Origin of the sequence: Streptomyces sp. NPDC008139, assembly GCF_042957025.1 — a bacterium.
Classification (GTDB): Bacteria; Actinomycetota; Actinomycetes; order Streptomycetales; family Streptomycetaceae; genus Actinacidiphila.
This window is the reverse complement of the sequence record NZ_JBIBHM010000005.1, coordinates 25,739-44,474: the sequence shown is the minus strand read 5'-3', so window position 1 is coordinate 44,474 and position 18,736 is coordinate 25,739. Positions and strand designations below refer to the sequence as shown.

Annotated in this window: 17 protein-coding genes, 1 tRNA gene and 2 pseudogenes; 11 read left to right on the top strand and 9 right to left on the bottom strand. The window is 68.1% G+C overall.

Annotated features, from left to right (window positions below; genetic code table 11):
• Nucleotides 1-75 precede the first annotated feature (75 nt).
• Nucleotides 76-438 carry a DoxX family protein gene (locus ACFZBB_RS11515; RefSeq protein WP_391120224.1) on the bottom strand — a complete coding sequence of 121 codons (363 nt, stop codon included), beginning with the start codon at nt 436-438 and terminating at the stop codon, nt 76-78.
• A gap of 179 nt (nt 439-617) precedes the next feature.
• On the opposite strand from ACFZBB_RS11515, the gene ACFZBB_RS11510 reads away from it, so the two are divergent.
• The gene (locus ACFZBB_RS11510; RefSeq protein ID WP_391120222.1) at nt 618-1,001 is read left to right on the top strand and encodes a winged helix-turn-helix transcriptional regulator; all 384 of its coding nucleotides are present in this window, start codon (nt 618-620) and stop codon (nt 999-1,001) included.
• Between the two features lie 12 nt (nt 1,002-1,013).
• A complete protein-coding gene (locus ACFZBB_RS11505) occupies nt 1,014-1,778 on the top strand; it encodes a methyltransferase domain-containing protein (RefSeq protein ID WP_391120220.1) in 765 nt (254 codons plus the stop codon).
• A 370-nt stretch (nt 1,779-2,148) separates the two neighbouring features.
• On the opposite strand, the gene ACFZBB_RS11500 is transcribed toward ACFZBB_RS11505, so the two are convergent.
• On the bottom strand, nt 2,149-2,673 hold the full coding sequence (locus ACFZBB_RS11500; RefSeq protein ID WP_391120218.1) for an NUDIX domain-containing protein: 525 nt from the start codon (nt 2,671-2,673) through the stop codon (nt 2,149-2,151).
• Between the two features lie 47 nt (nt 2,674-2,720).
• Complete coding sequence (locus ACFZBB_RS11495; RefSeq protein ID WP_391120216.1) at nt 2,721-3,815, bottom strand: DUF1152 domain-containing protein; 1,095 nt, start codon at nt 3,813-3,815, stop codon at nt 2,721-2,723.
• A gap of 75 nt (nt 3,816-3,890) precedes the next feature.
• Between ACFZBB_RS11495 and ACFZBB_RS11490 the strand changes: the two genes are divergently transcribed.
• Nucleotides 3,891-4,376: an NUDIX domain-containing protein gene (locus tag ACFZBB_RS11490; protein ID WP_391120214.1), complete on the top strand. Its 486-nt coding sequence runs from the start codon at nt 3,891-3,893 to the stop codon at nt 4,374-4,376.
• A gap of 602 nt (nt 4,377-4,978) precedes the next feature.
• Nucleotides 4,979-5,512, top strand: coding sequence for an NUDIX domain-containing protein (locus tag ACFZBB_RS11485; RefSeq protein ID WP_391120212.1), 534 nt, complete (start codon nt 4,979-4,981; stop codon nt 5,510-5,512).
• On the opposite strand, the gene ACFZBB_RS11480 is transcribed toward ACFZBB_RS11485, so the two are convergent.
• On the bottom strand, nt 5,513-6,823 hold the full coding sequence (locus ACFZBB_RS11480; protein WP_391120210.1) for a hypothetical protein: 1,311 nt from the start codon (nt 6,821-6,823) through the stop codon (nt 5,513-5,515).
• A 226-nt stretch (nt 6,824-7,049) separates the two neighbouring features.
• Between ACFZBB_RS11480 and ACFZBB_RS11475 the strand changes: the two genes are divergently transcribed.
• The 4 genes from ACFZBB_RS11475 (at nt 7,050) to ACFZBB_RS11460 (ending at nt 10,215) form a co-directional block, all read left to right on the top strand.
• Nucleotides 7,050-7,916: a DUF6907 domain-containing protein gene (locus ACFZBB_RS11475; protein WP_391120208.1), complete on the top strand. Its 867-nt coding sequence runs from the start codon at nt 7,050-7,052 to the stop codon at nt 7,914-7,916.
• Nucleotides 7,917-8,032: 116 nt separating this feature from the next.
• The gene (locus tag ACFZBB_RS11470; protein WP_391121056.1) at nt 8,033-9,109 is read left to right on the top strand and encodes a radical SAM protein; all 1,077 of its coding nucleotides are present in this window, start codon (nt 8,033-8,035) and stop codon (nt 9,107-9,109) included.
• A complete protein-coding gene (locus tag ACFZBB_RS11465) occupies nt 9,106-9,318 on the top strand; it encodes a hypothetical protein (RefSeq protein ID WP_391120206.1) in 213 nt (70 codons plus the stop codon). The genes ACFZBB_RS11470 and ACFZBB_RS11465 overlap by 4 nt, the downstream gene beginning before the upstream one ends.
• 93 nt (nt 9,319-9,411) lie before the next feature.
• Nucleotides 9,412-10,215 carry an aminoglycoside phosphotransferase gene (locus ACFZBB_RS11460; RefSeq protein ID WP_391121053.1) on the top strand — a complete coding sequence of 268 codons (804 nt, stop codon included), beginning with the start codon at nt 9,412-9,414 and terminating at the stop codon, nt 10,213-10,215.
• A 424-nt stretch (nt 10,216-10,639) separates the two neighbouring features.
• Here ACFZBB_RS11460 and ACFZBB_RS11455 read toward each other — a convergent pair whose 3' ends face one another.
• The 3 genes and pseudogenes from ACFZBB_RS11455 to ACFZBB_RS11445 all read right to left on the bottom strand — a co-directional run bounded on the left by ACFZBB_RS11455 (nt 10,640) and on the right by ACFZBB_RS11445 (nt 13,315).
• On the bottom strand, nt 10,640-11,152 hold the full coding sequence (locus tag ACFZBB_RS11455; RefSeq protein WP_391120204.1) for a hypothetical protein: 513 nt from the start codon (nt 11,150-11,152) through the stop codon (nt 10,640-10,642).
• A 321-nt stretch (nt 11,153-11,473) separates the two neighbouring features.
• Nucleotides 11,474-12,853: pseudogene (locus ACFZBB_RS11450) on the bottom strand (DUF3631 domain-containing protein).
• A 228-nt stretch (nt 12,854-13,081) separates the two neighbouring features.
• Complete coding sequence (locus tag ACFZBB_RS11445; RefSeq protein WP_391120202.1) at nt 13,082-13,315, bottom strand: hypothetical protein; 234 nt, start codon at nt 13,313-13,315, stop codon at nt 13,082-13,084.
• Between the two features lie 93 nt (nt 13,316-13,408).
• On the opposite strand from ACFZBB_RS11445, the pseudogene ACFZBB_RS11440 reads away from it, so the two are divergent.
• The 3 genes and pseudogenes from ACFZBB_RS11440 to ACFZBB_RS11430 form a co-directional block, all read left to right on the top strand.
• Nucleotides 13,409-13,786 (top strand): annotated as a pseudogene (locus ACFZBB_RS11440) (helix-turn-helix domain-containing protein); the annotation flags it as partial.
• A gap of 127 nt (nt 13,787-13,913) precedes the next feature.
• Nucleotides 13,914-15,461 (top strand): tyrosine-type recombinase/integrase, encoded by a 1,548-nt coding sequence (gene xerC / locus ACFZBB_RS11435; protein ID WP_391120200.1) that lies wholly within the window; start codon nt 13,914-13,916, stop codon nt 15,459-15,461.
• Between the two features lie 884 nt (nt 15,462-16,345).
• Nucleotides 16,346-17,740: a YDG/SRA domain-containing protein gene (locus ACFZBB_RS11430; protein WP_391120198.1), complete on the top strand. Its 1,395-nt coding sequence runs from the start codon at nt 16,346-16,348 to the stop codon at nt 17,738-17,740.
• A gap of 214 nt (nt 17,741-17,954) precedes the next feature.
• On the opposite strand, the gene ACFZBB_RS11425 is transcribed toward ACFZBB_RS11430, so the two are convergent.
• Both ACFZBB_RS11425 and ACFZBB_RS11420 read right to left on the bottom strand, forming a co-directional pair.
• Nucleotides 17,955-18,419: a GNAT family N-acetyltransferase gene (locus tag ACFZBB_RS11425; RefSeq protein WP_391120195.1), complete on the bottom strand. Its 465-nt coding sequence runs from the start codon at nt 18,417-18,419 to the stop codon at nt 17,955-17,957.
• A gap of 234 nt (nt 18,420-18,653) precedes the next feature.
• Nucleotides 18,654-18,726: transfer RNA gene (locus tag ACFZBB_RS11420), tRNA-Lys, on the bottom strand.
• Nucleotides 18,727-18,736: the final 10 nt, after the last annotated feature.

The following is an 18,736-nucleotide window of genomic DNA, read 5'->3' as shown; positions in this document are numbered from 1 at the left end:
CGGACTGTGACGCCCACATTTCCCACCCGCTTCAACTCGCCAACATCACCGGCCGGGACGGCGGCGCGCCGTCGCTCACCAGGTGGTGGCGAGCCAGGCGGTGACGGCCGCGAGGGCGATGAGGGCGATGTTGAGGCCGGTGACCTTGGCCTCGCCGCGGGAGAGGTGGAGGGCGGTGGCCAGCACCTGGAGGACGAGGAAGCCGAGCGCGGCGACCAGCGCGAGGACGGGGGCGACGCCGGTGAGCGGCGGGAGCAGGAGCCCTGCGGCGCCCAGGATCTCGACGGCGCCGATAGCGCGGACCGCGGGCATCGGGACGGTGTCGACCCAGCCCATCATGGGCGCGAGCCGCTCCTTGCTCTGCGTGGTCTTCTTGCCGCCCGCGTAGAGGTGGAAGACCGCGAGCAGTCCGGCCAGGATCCAGTAGGCGGTCTCCATGGTGCGTCCTCCGTCATGGTTACGACTTGTAAGTAAGCACACGATCGGTGACTATGGAGGCGCTTACAAAAGGCACATGGATGTGCCTTACGCACACGGACCGGCCGCGGTGCCGGCTGTTGTACGACGGGCTGTGTGCTCCGGGCGTGTGCTGTGTGATCACTCGACGGAGGGCGCCGATGTCGAAGTACCGCCACTCCTGCCTCATCCGCGGCGACGGCGGCCGTGCGATCCGGGGCATCCTCGACCGTGTCGGCGACAAGTGGACGCTGCTGGTCGTCGCCACCCTCGACGGCGAACGCCTGCGCTTCACCGAACTCCAGCAGCGCGTCCCCGGCATCTCCCAGCGCATGCTCACCCGCACCCTGCGCCACCTCGAACGCGACGGGCTGGTCTCCCGCACCGTCTACGCCGAGGTCCCGCCCCGCGTCGAGTACGAGCTGACCCCCCGGGGCCGCACGCTCATCGCCCCCGCCGTGGCCCTGGCCGAGTGGGCGGTCGACAACAATCCGGCGATCGAACGGAGCCAGGCCACGTACGACGCCGCTGGCCGCCAACCCTGAGGACGGTTCCGCATGAAGCGTGCTTACGACGACGAACGGCTCGCCCGCTCCTACGAGTCGGGCAACGAGATGCCCGATGACGCCCTGCGCGCGTGGGTCGGCCTGATCGGCTCCTACGTCGACCGCCCGGCGCCCGACGTGCTCGAAGTCGGTTCGGGGACAGGGATGTTCGCGGCGGCGATGGCCCGGTGGATCGACGGCGCGAGCGTCCTGGGCGTGGACGCCTCCGAGGCCATGCTGGCCGAGGCCCGGCGGCACCACCCGCACCCGTCGGTGCGGTACGCGCACGGCACCGCCGAAGCGTTGCCCGCCGCCGACGACGCCTTCGACCTCGCCCTGCTCTCCCGGGTGATCCACCACTTCCCCGACCGCACCGCCGCCGCCCGCGAACTCGCCCGCGTCCTGCGCCCCGGCGGCTCGGTCGTCGTCCGCACCACGTTCAAGGAGCGCCTGGACGCCGTCGTCTACGACTACTGGCCTCCCCTGCGCGCCACCGACGCCCTCCGCTTTCCCGCCGAGGACGACGTCACGGCCGAATTCACCGCCGCCGGCTTCGACTTGCGCCAGATCCGCTCCTTCGTCCAGCCCGTGACCCGCAGCCTGCGCGACTACCACGCCCGTATGACGACCCAACCCCAGTCGAAATTCGCCCTGTTGACGCCGACTCAGTTCTCCTCCGGCCTCGACCGGCTGGCCGCGGCGGCGGACCGCGAGCCGTACGACAAGCCGGCCCCGGTCGACGAGCGCTACGACGTGGCCGTCTTCACGCTGCGGTGAGCGCGGGCCGCGTGGGGGAAGTCGCATGCGTGACCTCGTATTTTTCACCTCGCACGCGTGACGTCCCATGAGTGAACTGGTCGACCCCTGGGCGCCTCCACCGCCGACCCGGGCGACGAGGACGACTACCTCCCCCTGACCACCGCCACCCTGCGCGCCGTCTCCCAGGTCACCGGCGGCGCCCTCTCCCCCGGCCCCTGGGGCGACGTCCCCCACATCCTCCACCGCGGCCCCATCCTCTTCTCGTAACCCCCGAGGCGCGAGACCTCAAGGCTCCGAGGCCCCGAGCCCCGCCCTTCACCGAGGACGGCCGAGTGATCGGCGTCGTGTGGCCCGCCGGAGCGGCCCGCGAAGGCTGAGGTCAGCGTGATCATTCGTCTTCTTCACCTGCGGCCGCGTCTCCGCGCAGAAAGCACGACGCAGAGTCGGCGCGGGGGGCGAGAGCCGCCAGGAAGCGCTTGCGCAGGCGGCGCCGGAGCATGCCTGCCGCCTGATCCGGTGCGACCAGTCGAGCTTCGGCGAGTTCGTCGTCATGTGGCCGCAGGAAAGCCGCTTCCTCGCGACCGAGCGTGCCGCCGTCGAAGATGAAGGCGAGGTGATCGTCCCAAGGGCCGTGCGGGGGAACCCAGTCGACGACGAGAAGGCCGTGGAGCGTGACGTCGAGGCCCAGTTCCTCCCTCAGCTCACGGCGTGCCGCATCATCCGGGGCTTCGTTCGCCTCGGCCATCCCGCCCGGGAGGTCCCAACCCGGCTTGTAGGTGGGCTTCACGAGCAGGACCCGGCCTTCCTCATCGCGCAGGAGAACGTCGGCGGAGACCCGTTTACGGGCCTGCGTAGCGTTGCCCTCGGCGAGATAGGCGTTCCAGGCTTCGGGGTCGGCGGGGCTCGGCTTCATGGGGGCGATCCTCCGCAGGGCGCGCGAGTGAGGTCGGCGACTGTTGCTTACCCCTCCCCTCCGAAGTGCCACAGGGGTGGCGTGTAGTTCTCCGGGCGGGTGGAGATCAGGAGCGCGCGCAGGTCGCGGCGTTGGGTGCCGGGCAGTCCGAGGGCTTCGGTGAGGCGGCGGAAGGTCGTATGAGTGATGCCCTGGGCCCGGGCCGCTGCCGCGATGTGGGCGACGCGGGCCAGGACGGCGGCATCGTCGAATGCCACGGACGTCCGGTCGGAGAGCCGTTGGGCCTTGGCGCGCTCGTAGTCGATCTCCGAGAAGCCGCAGACCTCGCGGCTGTGCCGCTCGGCTTCAGCCAGGCTCGTGGTGGTGCGGACCGCGCGAGCCAGTGCGTTGCGCTCGGCCGCCTCCCCCAAGTCGGCCTCGTGGACGGCCGGTCCCTCGTCGGTGAGCGGGACGGGGAGTCCGGAGTCCCGGATTTCGCAGAGGCCGCGAATGCCTCGGGCTGTGGCGGCCAGCATCGCGGTGGCCTCGGAGGGGTGCCACTCCAGCACGGCGCTGACGGGCTCGACCTGCTCGGCCGTAAGCGTATGAACGCGGGAGCCCAGGCGGTCGCGCAGGACATCGGCCGGGATCTCCCCGTCGAGACCGGGTCCGGCCACCAACAGGCGGATCGGCACGTCGGCCCGAGCGCAGGCTGCGAGAGAGAGCGCGTCCCCGAGCGGACTCTTCAACCCGGGCTCGTCACCGCGCGCGAGGATGTCGCCCCCGACATCCAGGAGATCGACGGTCGAAGGGGAGAACTCCGCGATCAGCTCGTCCAGTTGACGTGTCATGCCTTCGGCGCCGTGATGGGGGTCCAAGAGAGCGAACGTGTAGGTCAGCTCCGCCGCGAGCCGCGGCAGCGTGGAACCGGCGGGCGCGACGGGCCTGGCGTCGGCGGGAACCGCCCGGACGCTGTGCGTAAGCCGCCGAAGGCCCCTGAAATCCGCCGCCCTGCGGGGCCCCGGCACGGGATCGACGATCAGACGGTCCCACGCGTACGTGAGGATCACGGCAGGCTCGTCACCTCCGTAGAGGGCGGCGTCCACCACCGCGGCGGCGACCGCGTCGCCCCCGCCGCCGGCTGCCACGATCAAGCGCGTCATGCGGCCAGCGTACGAGCCTCGGGGGTTGGCCAGTGGAAGATCCACGGGGAACGTCCGATCTACGAGAACCCGTGGGTGAACGTGTGGTTGGTCGATGTCGAGCAGCCGGACGGGCGGCGGTGGGAGCACCATGTGCTCAAGCTGCGACACCTGGCAGTGGCAGCCGTGGTGAACAGCGAGAAGCGGGTCCTGATGATGTGGCGCCATCGCTTCATCACGGACTCCTGGGCCTGGGAACTGCCTATGGGCCTGGTCGAGGCCGACGAGACCCCCGCCGAGGCCGCCGCCCGCGAGGTCATGGAGGAGACCGGTTGGCGCACCAGCGAGATGAAACCGCTCATCTATGCCCAGCCGGCCAACGGAATCACCGACTCGGAGCACTTCGTCTTCCGCGCCGACGCGGTCGAGTACGCCGGTCCGCCGACCGAACTCAACGAGTCCGACCGGCTTGAATGGATCCCGCTGTCCGAGTTGCGCGGCATGATCGACCGCCGCGAAATCGTCAGCAGCGGAACGCTCGTGGGAGTCCTCTACCTGCTGCTGGACGAGGCCGGACTCTGATCAGCCTGCTGTCTCCGCCAGCCGGGCGTCCAGTTCCGCGACTGGCCGGAACGTGCGGAACGGCATGAGCAGGTCACGGAAGTCCCGCAAATGCGCGGGACGGCGACCGCGATCCTGTGGCGGGAGATCGCCGAGCAGGACGCCACGCCGTGGAATAGGACGATGGCGGAGCATGCGACGACGCTGGCACTCAGGCTCCCACGCGACAGTGCCCCGGCCGCTCGAAGCAGCCGGAGCACCGTGAATTCGCAGGTCAGCGCCTCGTCACGAGACCTGACCCCGTAGGCCGTGTGGGACTTGAACCCACAACCAATGGATTAAAAGTCCTGGTCAGAGGGTGCCGAACGGTGGTGAGCGGTGGGCGGCCGTCCGAAAGCCGCAGGTCAGACGCCAGCAGGTTGCCGACTTGTCCGGCAGGAGGTGCCGGGTGCTGGCACATCCGCTCACGCATCGCTCACGCATTCGGCCGTGCGGCTGGCCTCGTTCCATCGCTGCCCCGTGGCTTCGCCAGCTAGTCGTCAGTATGACGTGAAGTCGCCCTGAACGGCGGCCCAGCAGTCCCGGATCTGAGATGCTGAGGCAGATCGAGAGGGGCCGCGGCGATGCAGTGGAAGATCCACGGGGAACGTCCGATCTACGAGAACCCCTGGGTGAACGTGTGGTTGGTCGATGTCGAACAGCCGGACGGGCGGCGGTGGGAGCATCACGTGCTCAAGCTGCGACACCTGGCAGTGGCAGCCGTAGTGAACAGTGAGAAGCAGGTGCTGATGATGTGGCGCCACCGCTTCATCACGGACTCATGGGCGTGGGAACTGCCTATGGGTCTGGTCGAGGCCAGCGAGACCCCGGCCGAGGCTGCCGCCCGCGAGGTGATGGAGGAGACCGGTTGGCGTACCAGCGAGATGACGCCGCTGATCTACGCCCAGCCGGCCAACGGGATCACCGACTCGGAACACTTCGTCTTCCGCGCCGACGCGGTCGAGTACGCCGGTCCGCCGACCGAACTCAACGAGTCCGACCGGCTTGAATGGATCCCGCTGTCCGAGTTGCGCAGCATGATCGACCGGCGTGAAATCGTCAGCAGCGGAACGCTCGTGGGAGTTCTCTACCTGCTGCTGGACGAGGCCGGACTCTGATCAGCCTGCTGTCTCCGCCAGCCTGGCGTCCAGTTCCGCGACTGGCTGGAACGTGCGGAATGGTGTGAGCAGGTGACGGAAGTCCCGCAAGTGTGAGGTCACACGGGGCGAGTCGACGGTCGTGGACAGGTTCAGGGCGTCATTCGCCGCTCGGCATGCCTCCTCCACCTGGCCGCGTTGCAGCTGGGTCCTCGCCAGCCAGAAGGAATGGAAGGCCCGGCCACGCAGGTTCGTCTCCGGCTCATCGCGCAGCGCTTCCGCGATCAACGGCTCGGCGGCACCCGCATCCCCGAGCTGCCCGAGCGCGATGCCGATGTCCACGGTGAGTTTGGTGCGGTCGAAGTAATTCACCCACGGTGGGTCGTCGTCTGCGAATCCGACCCGCCCGAACTGCAACTGCGCCTCAACGATGGCTGCATGGGTCGCTGGTCGGTCACGTGCGCTGGCGTGGCCGAACGCTTCGCGGACGTACAGCATCGCCATCAGTCTCGGAGTGCCGCCGTCGTGGCGAGCAACGTCCTGGGCAGTCCGTGCCAGTGTGACAGCTTCCTCGGCCCGGTCCTGATAAGTGGCTTGGAGGCTCAGACAGGCGAGGACGTTGGCGACGAAGGCCCGGTCGTCGATCGCGCGGGCCAGGCGCAGGGACTGGGTGAAGTACGCCCTCGCTGTGCTGTACTGCCGTGCGTCGAAAAGCGTCCAACCGGCCAGCCGGGCGAGTTCCGCAGCGATGCCGTGCAGACTGCGCCGGTAGTTCGGATCCGTACTGTCGGCCAGTAAGCCCATGACGTACCTGAGTTGCGCAATCACAGCCGGCCGTAGGGCCTCGCCACCGTGCTCGTCGTCCCGCCGCCAATAGTCCTCGATCGAGGTCTGGAGGGACCGAAGCGTGCTCGGCGTTACTTTCGTGGCCGCCGCGATGGCGAGAATGCCGTCCAGATCCTCTGGCTGTCCTGGGAGGAAGCTCACTCCAGGGGTCTCCTCGGCGAATCCGCGCACGGGCGGAGCGGGGGCCGGAGTTCGTTCCTCCCAGTCCCGCGGCGCGAGGCCGAGCATGTGACCGGGAACGCGTAGGCCGTCCGCTATGCGTTCGATCACGTTCATGTTCGTGATGGTCCGGCGACCGGAAATGACCTCGCCGACCCTGCTCGGTGTCAGCTCACATTGGCGGGCGATGCGGGAGACGTGAATACCGCCCCTTGCTTTCGCCAAGCCGAAGATCTTGGTGAAGTCCCGCGCGGCGCAGGCCGCGATCATCTCGGGATCTGCCAGCAGACGAGCGGGCAGGCCGATCGCTGCTGTGGGTTCGATCATGCCCGGCGCCCCCTGGTGCGGGAGTGTGATCGCTCATCGTCACACGGGATCACTTACTGCGAGTTTACCCACCATGGGTGTCCACGCTGGCCTTATCCCAGAACGGGTCCCTGGAGCAGTCTGAGATTCCCTCCAGGAGCTGGCCTCCGGAGGAAACGACAAGCCCCGTACTGCGCCCAAGTCAGCGGCATGGCACGGCATCCAGCGTCTCGAAAGGTCCCCAGCAATGTCCGACACCATCTCGGATACCTGCCCTCCTACATTCGGATTCCGCGTCGAAGCCGAGTCCGAGGCGGTGCCCGAAGCCCGGCGGAAGATCGTCGCGTTAGTGCGGGACTGGGATGTTCCGGTGTCCGACGACACCTTGGACGACCTGGAGTTGCTGTCCACCGAGCTGATCACGAATGCCGTCCGGTACACCGATTCCTCCTGCGCGGTGGCCGTGCGCTGGACCGGCTTGCGGGTCCGGGTCGAGGTCACCGATGTGAGCCCTACCCGCCCGCACCGACGCCACTGCTCGCCGGAGGCGGAGGGCGGACGCGGCCTGCTCATGGTCGAGTCCCTGGCCACCGCTTGGGGAAGCACACCCGATCCGGCGGGGAAGGTCGTCTGGTTCGAACTCGGGCCGTCCGACGGGACGCCTCCTCCCTGGAGCACCCCGGGGAGGTGGACGATCACCACCGACAGCGGATCGGCGACGTCCGGATACCTACCCGCCTGGGCGGAGGACGACCCGACCGAGGCCAATGTGCCCCTGGACCGGCTGCCGGTACGGCTGGCCGGCATCAACCACCGGAACCTCTTCGAAGGCCCGATGATGCCCATCACCGCCCCGGATGTCTGGGGAGCGGTGGAGGAGGACGCGGTCTTCGAGGGGAGCATCGACTGCAACCCCTACGACCCGGATCCCAGCCTCCGTGTGCCGGTCGTCAACCTCCAGGTCTGCGTGGGGCGCTGGATCCTCGGCCTGGACCCGCACGGCCTCGCCGATGTCGCCGCGAAGCTGCACGCCCACGCCGACTTTCTCGAGTCGAAGGTCCGCCCCGCGCTCGTCGCCGCCCTCGAGGACTGGGCCACCCACCAGCCGGATTAACCGCTCGCCTACTCGTGGAGGTCGTCGTGACCGCACACCCGCTCGTCACCAGAGACAGAGAGACGTCGTACAGTCCGGCGCCACTCCTCGTCGCCAGTCCGTTCCTAGGCCAGCACCTGCTTGTTCAGCCCGGTCAAGCCGCAGGCGTACGCATCCCCGAAGTCCGTTACGAAGAGCTGCGGGGCGCTACCGCCAACGATCAGAAGGTCCCGGCCTGGCTGGTCAACGCGGCCGCGCGGGCGTGGGGCACGGAGCTTCCGCAGACCGGACTTCGTGACGTTCTTCTTGTCCGGGAGCGGTCCCGATACGGCTACGCCAAAGCGTCGTGGGAGATCAACCTCGGCTGTGACTACGACTGCGAGTTCTGCTACCTCGGGGAAAAGCGCTTCGCCGGCCTGGACTGGGACGGCAAGCAGCGACTCCTCCGTGTGATGCGGGACGCCGGGGTCCTGTGGTTGCAGATCACAGGCGGAGAGGCGCTGATCGACCGCGAGTTCGGCGCGGCGTACGAGTACGCCCACCAACTCGGCATGATGGTCCAGGTCTCCTCGAACGGCAGCTCGCTGCGTAAGCGGCCGATCCGGGAGCTGTTCGCCCGCCTCCGCCCGTACCGCCTGACCGTGAGCCTGTACGGGGCGACGGCCGAGACGTACGACGCGGTCACGCGGAACCGCGGGGCCTTCGGCCGGTTCGTGGAGGGCCTGGACGCCGCCCGCGAGGACAAGCTACCGATCCGGCTCAACGTGATCGTCTCGGACGACAACGCCCACGAAGTCGACGCCATGGTCGGGCTGGCCGAGGCATACGGCTTCCCGCGCCAGGTCTACACGAGCATGTCGCCCACGATCGACGGGGAAGCGAATCCTCTGGCGACCCAGGCGTACGACCACCTGCGGCCCCGGAGCGTCTTCACCGGCTGCAACGCCGGCCACACGTTCTTCCACGTCGACCCGCACGGCATCGCGTCGATCTGCAAGGTCGGCCGCGACCCGAGCGTGAACCTCATCACCGAGGGCGTCGAAGCCCTCCCCCGGCTCGGCGCGATCGCCGAGTCCCTCCAGCTCCGCACCGGTGGCTGCTCCGGCTGCACGATCGCGGGCACGTGCCGTACGTGTCGCCCGCTGGCCAAGCTCTACCAGGAGGCGGGGGACCGCAGAGATCTCTACTGCCAACACGGAGGTTACGGATCATGACTCCACCCACCGCAGCACCGGCCCCGCCGCGCGAACCGGTGATGGTCGCCATCGGCCTGCGACCGCCTGCCGAACCGAGGGGCGTCTTGCCGGTACCGCTGGCCGTCGTTCCGATCGGGGACGACGAGTTCCAGGTCATCGCCGACCTGGACGAGGCGGCCGAGGGAGCCGAGTGCTCCTGCTCGGCAGGCGACGACCAGCCGTACTAACCCTCAGCGGGCGTGACCAGTGCCGCCCCGGCCGTACCCTGGCCGGGGCGGCACCCCCATCCCCCAGCAGCCAAGGAACCGCGCGTCGTGTCCATGTCCCGTATCCCCTTCGAGCAGCTTCCCGCCGACGTCCGCCAGGCCGTCGGCGACAAGACCGGCGCTGTGCACCAAGTGGTGACCGCGTTCGGCGGCATGAACTCCGGAATCGCCTCCGTCCTCGACACGGACAGCGGCCCCGTCTTCGTGAAGGGCATCCCGACCGACCACTCCCAGGTGGGCGCTCAGCGCCGCGAGGCGGCGGTGGCCGCGCACCTGCCCGCCTCCTGCCCACGCCTGTACTGGCACCTGGAAGCAGGCGGCTGGAGCCTCCTCGGCTACGAGGTGGTCAACGGCCGCCACGCCGACTACACCCCCGGCTCCCCGGACCTTCCCCTCGTGGAAGCGGCACTCGCCGAACTGCAACGGATCACCGCACCGGCTGACATCGACATCAAGCAGGCCGTCGATCGGTGGGCGCAGTACGCGTCGCCTGGCACGTTGCAGCACTTTGACGGTGACGCGCTGCTGCACACGGACTTCGCCCCGGACAACGTCCTGATCGCCAGCGGGCGGGCGCGGCTCATCGACTGGGCATGGCCGACGCGCGGCGCGGCATGGATCGACCCGGGCGCCCTCGCGCTGCGCCTCATGCACGCCGGCCACCTGGCCGAGGCCGCGATCGAATTCGCCAACCACTTCCCGTCATGGCGCGACGCAGCACCCGAAGCACTCGCGGCCTTCGGTACGGCGACCGCATCCCTGTGGAGGGAGATCGCCGAGCAGGACGAAGCGCCGTGGAAGCGGGCGATGGCAGAGCAGGCGACGGCCCTGGCACGCGCCCTCAACACGAGCCCGTAACCGCGGACGACGCTGACGAGAGTCAAGTCCCGGGAGAGCATCGGCATCACGCTGGACGGATCCCTTGCGCCTGCGGTCCGCGGCTAACACGCGGACAGGCAGAGGCCGCATCGTCTCCCCCAGGACCCGGGCACCCTCGCTCGGTACTCGTGTCCCCGTCCCCCGGCGGGGCACATGCGCAAGTCGGGCCGTAGGACCGTCGCGCGCGACAACTTGCTCCGCCGGGGCGCAAGGAGTACTTACCCCACAACTTGCTGCGCCGCAGATGGCCTGCCCCGACGCTGCCTCGTCCCGGCTCTTCTTGTCGACGACCACGCAACTCCCCAGCTTTGACGAGTTGAGCGTCACGTGATTCCCCACCCAACGGTCACTTATCCCCATGCGGACGGCGGAGGCGATGCGTGTCCGGTTGAGCCGAGCAGTCTCAGACGGTGAACACCGAGCCGTTCTCCACAACGTAGTGCTGGCCGCCTCCCCCTGAGCCGAGGAAACGCCAGTCTTCCCGTCCTTCACGCCCTGCCGGGAACACCTCCAAGGTCATGCCGGACGACAGCGTCAGACGAAGGTCGAACTCGTCGCCGATACTCACGGCGTCGACCACCGGCGCTTCTGCGGCGAGAAGCCGCGTGACGCCCTCGACACGGTCGTCGAACCGCGCGGTGCCAATCTCGTTCCCGGCAGCGAACTCAGCCGGGGCGCACGCTCCCGGAACATAGAGATCGCCCTCCTCGACCAACACCGCGGCGCCGCGGACGAGCCGCCACCGGCATTGCAGGTGAACAGCTAGCTCGCGCACCATCTCATCGCCCCGACCATTGACCCATGGCACCTCGCCACCGAAGGTAAGCCAGACGAGCGTTGCAGCTCGGCCGATGGCAGTGAAGGGACGCCCCTCCAGCTCACCGAGTGCCGCACGGACTTCCCCGAGGCTCGACACAGCGCTTCCCCTTCTCTGATGCTGACGAGCCTCGGCTGCACGCGCGGTCAGGGCGGCAGGATCAGGAGAGCAGGATAAGGAGCGCCGTCTCGGGAACCGGGGGAATTTCGCGACCGGACGTGGGAATGCGTGACCGTTCACACTTCACATAGCCGCGTCCCGGGTCGTTTCCGCACCGGAGACCGCGCGACCCGTCCCACCCGTTGCGTTCCTGGTCGGCGCAGGTACGGGTGGAATCTTGATGCGGGTCGACCCGTTGCGGGGAAACGACCCGTCCCCGTGCTGACCTGCACGGGGACGGGTGGGGCGGGTGCATGCGGGTCAGCGCTCGCCGCCTGGAGCCACCTCCTGCCGAGGGCAGTAGCGAGCCCAGGCGTCGGCGAACTGGTGGCGGGCAAAGCCCCGGCGCTGGCTGCGGTCGGGAAAGCGGCGGTTGGTTGCGCCGATGCCGAAGTCCTTCAGCAGCAGTTACAGGCCACGTGCGGTCAGGCCGTGGGGGCCGTGCTCGCGCCAGGGAGCCTCGCTGTCGGCGTGCAGGGCGGCAAGCAGCTGCTCGGTCGACAGCAGCGCCGGGTCGCCGCACGCGGCGAACACCGCGCGAATGTCGGCCAGGATGCGGATCGCCAGCGCGGCCTCCTGATCGTTGCCTTCCTCTTGCGCCGTCAGCACGCGGCACGCCTGCCGGGCGCGCTGCGGCCACCCGCCTCCGACGAGGTCGGCGACCGCCACCAGCGGCTCCCAGGTGTCCGCCGCCCGGTCCTCGACCGGCATCACCGGCTCCATAGACGCCGCCACGTCGGTCAGCGGCACGAGCCACCCAGCCAACCGGTCCCGCAAATTGTGCAGCTGTGGGGTGTCACGGCGGGAGCGGAAGGGCAGCACCTTCTCCCCCGGCCCGCGCCTGCGCATCCGGATCACCACGGCGCGGTCCATGATCGTGTCAGGCAGGTCGCCGATCCCGGCCAGCGCCGCCATGGCGAAGGTGCGGAATTTGGTCGGCTTGTGCTCCGGCCCGACGACCCGGGTAGTGGGACGGTTGCGCTGGTGACCGGAGTTGAGGAGCCCGCGCATCTCCTCGTTCTTCTCCGCGACCTTGACGCTGCCGAAGATGGTGTCCGCCTCGTCCACCAGCAGTGTCGGCGGCTGCTCGGTGATCGACCGGAAGATCGCCGCCGGGGTCGAGTTGACCGTGATGAAGGGGTCATGGACGGTGTCGTGCAGCACGTCCAGCAGCCGCGACTTCCCGCACCGCTTCGCCGGGCCGACCACCGCCAGGCGCGGCGCGTGCTGCCACGCCGGTTGCAGATGAGTGGCCGCGACCCACAAGGTGACCGCGTCCAGGGCCTCACCGCTCGGCATGACCACGTACCGGGCAATGGCTGACCGCAGCTCGGTCAGCAGGTCAGCGCCCTCCGAGAGCGCACTCCTCGGCGGTGGATCGACCGGACCCGTCAGCTGACCGACCGGGGTGACCGGCTCCCGGTCAGTGACCGCGGTCAGGCGACCGGGCGTTCCAGTCAGCCGGTTGGTGACCGGAAGAGGCCCGGTCACCACAGCCGACCGGTCGCCGGACGGCTCCGGCTCGGCGGTCAATCCAGCGAGCGGCTGCCGCGTCGTACGGTCCGGCTGACCGGGTACGGTGACCGGCGGCCAGGCCGCCGCAGGGGGTGCGTCCCGGACAGCAGCTGTCATAGGCTGCATGTGTAGCTCCTCGACCGGTGGATGCAGGCTGGCCGGCCCGCCCCACCTGGGTTGAACGTTTCTGGCGTACAGGGGAGTTGTGAGCCTCCGGCGTTGGCGCGTCGGGGGCTCGTTCGTTCTCGGCGGTTGGCGCCGCGCGAGCGACCACGGACAGTACGACGAACGTCTGCCGCAGTCCACGGGATCTTCGGCGGCGCCCAACGTGCGCACGTACCGGGGCCATGCACATCACGCCGCGAGCCCGAGCAGGGCCTGCAGCTCGGCCGTCACCACCCGGTACGAATTGCCCAACCGCAGAACGCGGCACGGGTACTGGCCGCACTTGGCCAACTCACAGCCCTTGCTCCGCCCCAGCCCGAGAGCCCGGTTCGCCGTCCCCAGGTCCACCGCCGCCGGCAGCGCCAGCAGTTCGTCCTTGGCCATGCCCCTGACCACCGGCCGGGTCGTATGGCTCTCACGCATAGCCGCCTCCTCCAGATACAGCTCTCGGCGAACGCGGTCTCGCATCCGGCTCCAAGCCCAGGTCAGGAGGGTGCACCAAGCTACTGTGTCGCCATGACACAACGCAGTGCTGATGCTGGGCAGAATGAAGACAACGCCCCCGAGTGGGCCGACCAGGTCGTGGCGACGGTGGCAGCCGAGGTCCGCCGACTTCGGAAAAAGCTGGGCATGAGCGGCGAAGACCTGGCCCGCGCCTGCGCCGATCTCGGGTACGCCATCCCGCGCAACGTCATCGCCAACATGGAATCCGGCCGTCGTGCCCAACTCCCCCTGGTCGAGGTCATGGTGCTCGCCAAGGCCCTGCACGTGGCGCCGATCTGCCTGATCTATCCCGTCGGCCTCGTGGACCGCGTACAGGCGCTCCCCGACGAGGAACTGACCGACACCTTCGACGCGCTCCAGTGGTTCACCGGCGAGTCGTACGGCCACGACGGCCCCAGCCCCCAACTGCGCGAGCGCAGAGCCGCACCGCAACGGACCTGGTCAATGGATGCCGAGGGCAAGATCGTCTGGAAGGACGCCCCGGCTGACGGTTTCTGAACCTGCTGGGGGAAGCACCATGAAGGGCTCGACGCACCGCCGTTGCTACTGCCGCGACGCTGACACCGGTCGGCCGCTCGGCAGCAACTGCCCCAAGCTCGCGAGCCGCAAGCACGGGTCCTACTCCGTACGCCAGGAACTCCCACCCCGCGAGGACGGCACCCGCCGCTCCTTCAGCCGCGCCGGGTACGACAGCCTCAAGGCGGCCCAGGCTGACCTGGACCACGTCCGCACTCTCCTCGGCCTCGCCGACACCGACGACCCGGACAGCGTCGAGCGCGTCGCGGCCCTGCTGGAACGTCTGGTCGAGGAGAAAGCGCCGCTGCCCAACGTCGAGGAGATCCGCCGACGCCTCCGCTCCGGGCTCGACCTCCGCGGCGGCACGACGGTCGGGGAGTGGCTGGACCTCTGGTTCGCGTCCAAGAAGCGCCGGAGGACGACCCTCAACGGCTACGCCTCGCACGTCAACGTCCACCTCAAGCCCCGCATCGGGCGCGTACGGCTCGACCGGCTCAACGTCGGCCACCTCGTGGAGATGTTCGACGGCATCGCTGACACCAACGAGGTCATCGCGGCCGAGAACGAGGCGCGCCGGGCACAGATCGCGCGCTGCAAGCCGAGCGCGCCGGGTCGGCCCGTTGCCGCCGAACGGGCACGGCTGGCGGCGGAGCGGACGAAGCTCGCCGAGATGCCGCCTTTCCGCAAGATGACCGGTCCCGCGACGCAGCAGGCGATACGCCGCACCCTGCGCGCCGCGCTCAACTCCGCCATCGCACAGCAGCTCATCACCTTCGACCCGGCCTCCCACCTCGAACTCGCGTCAGGCCGCAGGCCGAAACCCCTGCTCTGGACGGACGAGCGCGTCCGGCGGTGGCGGCAGACCGGCGAGGTACCCGGCCCGGTCATGGTCTGGACACCGCAGCAGTTCGGCGTCTTCCTCGACGCCGCCCAGGACGACCGGCTGTACGCGCTCTTCCACCTCGTCGGCTTCCGCGGTCTGCGTCGCGGCGAGGCCGTGGGCCAGGACTGGAGCAACGTAGACCTCAAGGCCGGCCTCATCACCCCGGCCAAGGAGATCGTGGTCGACGGGTGGGATCCGTACGAGGCCGAGCCGAAGACGGACGGCAGCGCCAACACCATCGCCCTGGACAGTCTGACGATCGCCGCCCTCCGCGCCCACCGGAAGCGCCAGAAGAAGGACCGCAAGAAGTGGGGCACGGCCTGGAACGACACCGGCAAGGTTTTCACCCGCGAAGACGGCTCCTGGCTCCACCCCGAGACGGTCTCCGAGACCTTCCGCCGCATCCACGCAACGACCGGCCTCCCTCCAATCACCTTCCGCGACCTCCGCCACGTCGCCGCGACCCTCACCCACGCGGGCGGCGGCGACATCCACACGGTGAAGGAGGTGCTGCGCCACTCCACGATCGCCCTGACCTCGGACACGTACACCAGCCTCCTCCCCGAGCTGGACCGAGAGGTCGCCGAGAAGGCGGCGAATCTCGTTCCGCGTGCAGTGACGTCAGGCGCCAAGGCAGCGACTGACACCGCATCACCGCCCCGGTAAAGGTCGACATACAACTCGGACCAAACGTCACAAAATACCCGTGTCGCATATAGAAGAACAGATGCTTCTGATCTCACCTCTCCCAATGCCCACTGACGAGACCCTATGGATTAACCGACCCGACCCCGGCGTCGACCCGCGCTCCGTCGCGGAGCAAGATCAAGGAGGGAGATCATCACGTCGTGGGCAGCCTTCTGGCGCTGAGGCTTCCGAGACCAGACCGCCGGGCAGACCACCCCGAAGAAGAAGAACGAGCCCAAGATCAGGCTCGGGGCGACCGACATCACGGCAATGGTCATGTTGCCCCGGAGTCCGGCAGCAAGGGAGCCTGCGCTCGTCATCGCCAAACCGGCGGGAGCCAGCCAGCGGGTCGAGCGCCGCACATGCTCCGCACCCGAGACTCCGCCCCGGCCCTGGCCCGCTTCGCCATGCAGAGCATTCCCCGTACCCTCAGACATGTGGTTCTCCGTACCTATAGATGGGGACTACGCGCAGAGACGGCTTCCTGTTGACGCAGGGAGCCGTCGCTCGTTGGGAGCAGCCAGCTCAGCCGTTGACGCAACGATTGCAGACCTTCCAGGACCCGCGTATCCGCAGAAAACATCGCGGGACTGAGATACATTCGAACCACAGCAGCTCAGAGGCACTACAGACAGGGTGATTGTGATTCAGGTCACTCGCATACAGGAGGGATGTGTGATGTACATCACGGTGAAAATGTGGCCCGAACTCTTCCTGTAAGGGGTGACGGGGCCCTGCCTACCTTTGCGCGAGCCCTTCGCGAGCTCCGGGAAAGGACTGACGGAACAGTCGACGCGGCAGTCACGCGTGGTGCGTCGAGGACTGCGGTCTACGCGGCCCTAAACGGTACCCGCCTGCCGAGTGTGCAGACGCTGGACCTTATCGTCGACACATGGACAGGTGGCACTGCTGCGGAACGTGGCTGGTGGCGAGAGCGCCGACGCGCGGCCGAAGAGGCCATCGCGGAGGAAACGCGCCTGACCGGCGTTGCCACCCCGCGCCACACACCGGAAGAGGCCGACTTCACTGCGGAGTTGCGTGCGTTCTGGGATGAGTGCGGCGGTATGGCCACCGAAGCGGTGGCCCGCTGCTGTGAGGTGAGTGCCCGCACCCTGGACTCCTACCTTGACGGGCGGACCTTCCCGACTCCGGAACGACTCGACCAGGTCCTCATCGGACTCGCCACCATGTCCGTGGCCGGTAAAGAGGCAAAGGGGCAGGCCGTACGCGAGGCTCCCCGCGCGGATAGACTCCACGAAGCCCTCTTCCGGGCGCGCACGGCGCGCAAGCAGGAACGCGCCAGAGTTCGGGAGTTGGCGACAGCCTTGCCGGGGGGGCAGGCGAGTCCAACCGCAGACGCACAGTCTTCGCTCGCTGGGTTCGGTGCAGTGCCGGGGATCCTGCCGGGGCGTCGGTTCGACGATCGCAGAGCCCTAGTCCGGGCTGGCGTCCACCGGCAGTTGATGGCCGCCATTGCCGGTAGTGCAAGGCTTGGCGCCGAGTCGGTCCTCCTCAGTGGAGAGCCGGCCAATGACGAGGACCACGGTGACGTCATCATCTACACCGGCGAAGGGACGCTGGGCGATCAGCAACTAACCCGCGGCAATGCCGCTTTGGCGACGAGTGCATCAACTCGCGCTCCCGTCCGTGTCGTGCGTCACGTCGCAGACACCTCCGGTGCCCAAACTTATCGCTACGACGGGCTCTACACAGTTGACGACTATTGGTCTGCACAGGGGCCGGATCGACGTGTGTGGCAATTCCGCCTCGTTCGGCGCACGCCTGGCGAGCAGGGTGCAGCCCTTCCACCGCGCGACGATGCTATGTCGGTCATCGGTACCCGATCACCCCTTTCAATCCAGCGTATCGTCCGCAGCACAGCCGTTGCCGATTTCGTCAAACAAATCCACGACTTCACCTGCCAGGTCTGCGGAGTCCGTCTTCAACTACGGGGTGGCCGCGCTTACGCCGAGGCAGCGCACATCAACGCGCTAGGGGGACCTCACGGAGGCCCAGACGCTATCGAGAATCTCCTGTGTTTGTGCGCCAACTGCCATGTGCTTATGGACGCAGGAATGTTGGTCATCAACGACGACCTCACGGTCGTCAGCAGGGAGGACAGCACAGTACTCGGAACGCTCTGCGAGATACCGGAACACCAGATTGACCGGGAGGCACTCGCGTACCACCGCAAACTCCACGGTGCGCCCGAGGACGCAACGGTGGCTCGTGGGTTAGGGCCAAGCCTCCATGAATGATCCCGTCGACCAGGAAATGATCGGCTCGAACGCCTAGATCCTCTGCGTACGCACCCACCTAGCGGCACGTAGATGTTCGGCGCGAGCAGCGTCTGTTAAGTGCTTCTTGTGGTCCGTTTCCTTCAGATTCAATGCCCTTGCGTTCTTCAACAGCCTGGCCCGATTATCCAGTTAAACACCCCACCCATGACCGACTCAACGCATGCGCCACGTTCTAAGTCGTGCGCTCAACAACGGTTCCCAGTTCGGCGCCAAGCATCTCTGTGCCCCGTAGCCTCCGAAATCCGCATCTAGCGAAGAACGCCATCCGACCGGCTGAATCCCGCGGGTCGGCGTACAGAACGACCGCCTGTAGGGTAGAGGCGACTGCGTCTTTGGTGATCTGGTGCATCAACGCCGTACCGACCCCCTCACGCCGGCTCAACGAGTCGACCAGCAAATTCATGATCCTTGCGCGGGGAGGGGGGAGCTCGCCCGAGTCAAACTCGCCTGAGTCGCTGAAAGTGCCCTCGATGAAGCCCACGACCGCCGAATCGAGGACGGCAACGTAGATCCTCTCCCACGGGCGGTGCCGGGCCTCGAAGAAGTCCACCTCGAACTGTCTCCAGTTCTCACCGACGACGAGCGCGCGCAGGCCCGCCTCGTGGGCTTCGGTCAACACCATTATCTCCACAGCCATACGGCAACTATGCAGTCCCCCGACCGGCTGGAGGTCGACGGCACCGTTGCCCAGCAGCAGCGTCGAGTCGTTGGAAGGCCCACGGCGCCCTTCAGCTCGTCCAAACCCTGGGTGTCGCCCACCCGCTCACGCATCGCTCACGCACGCCCCCTGGCACGGCTGCGCCCCGGCCGTCTTCCGACGACCGGGGCACCAAACCCGCAGGTCAGCGGCTCCCGAAGGAGCCGGACCCCGTAGGCCCTGTGGGACTTGAACCCACAACCAATGGATTAAAAGTCCACTGCTCTGCCAATTGAGCTAAGGGCCCGCTCCCCGCA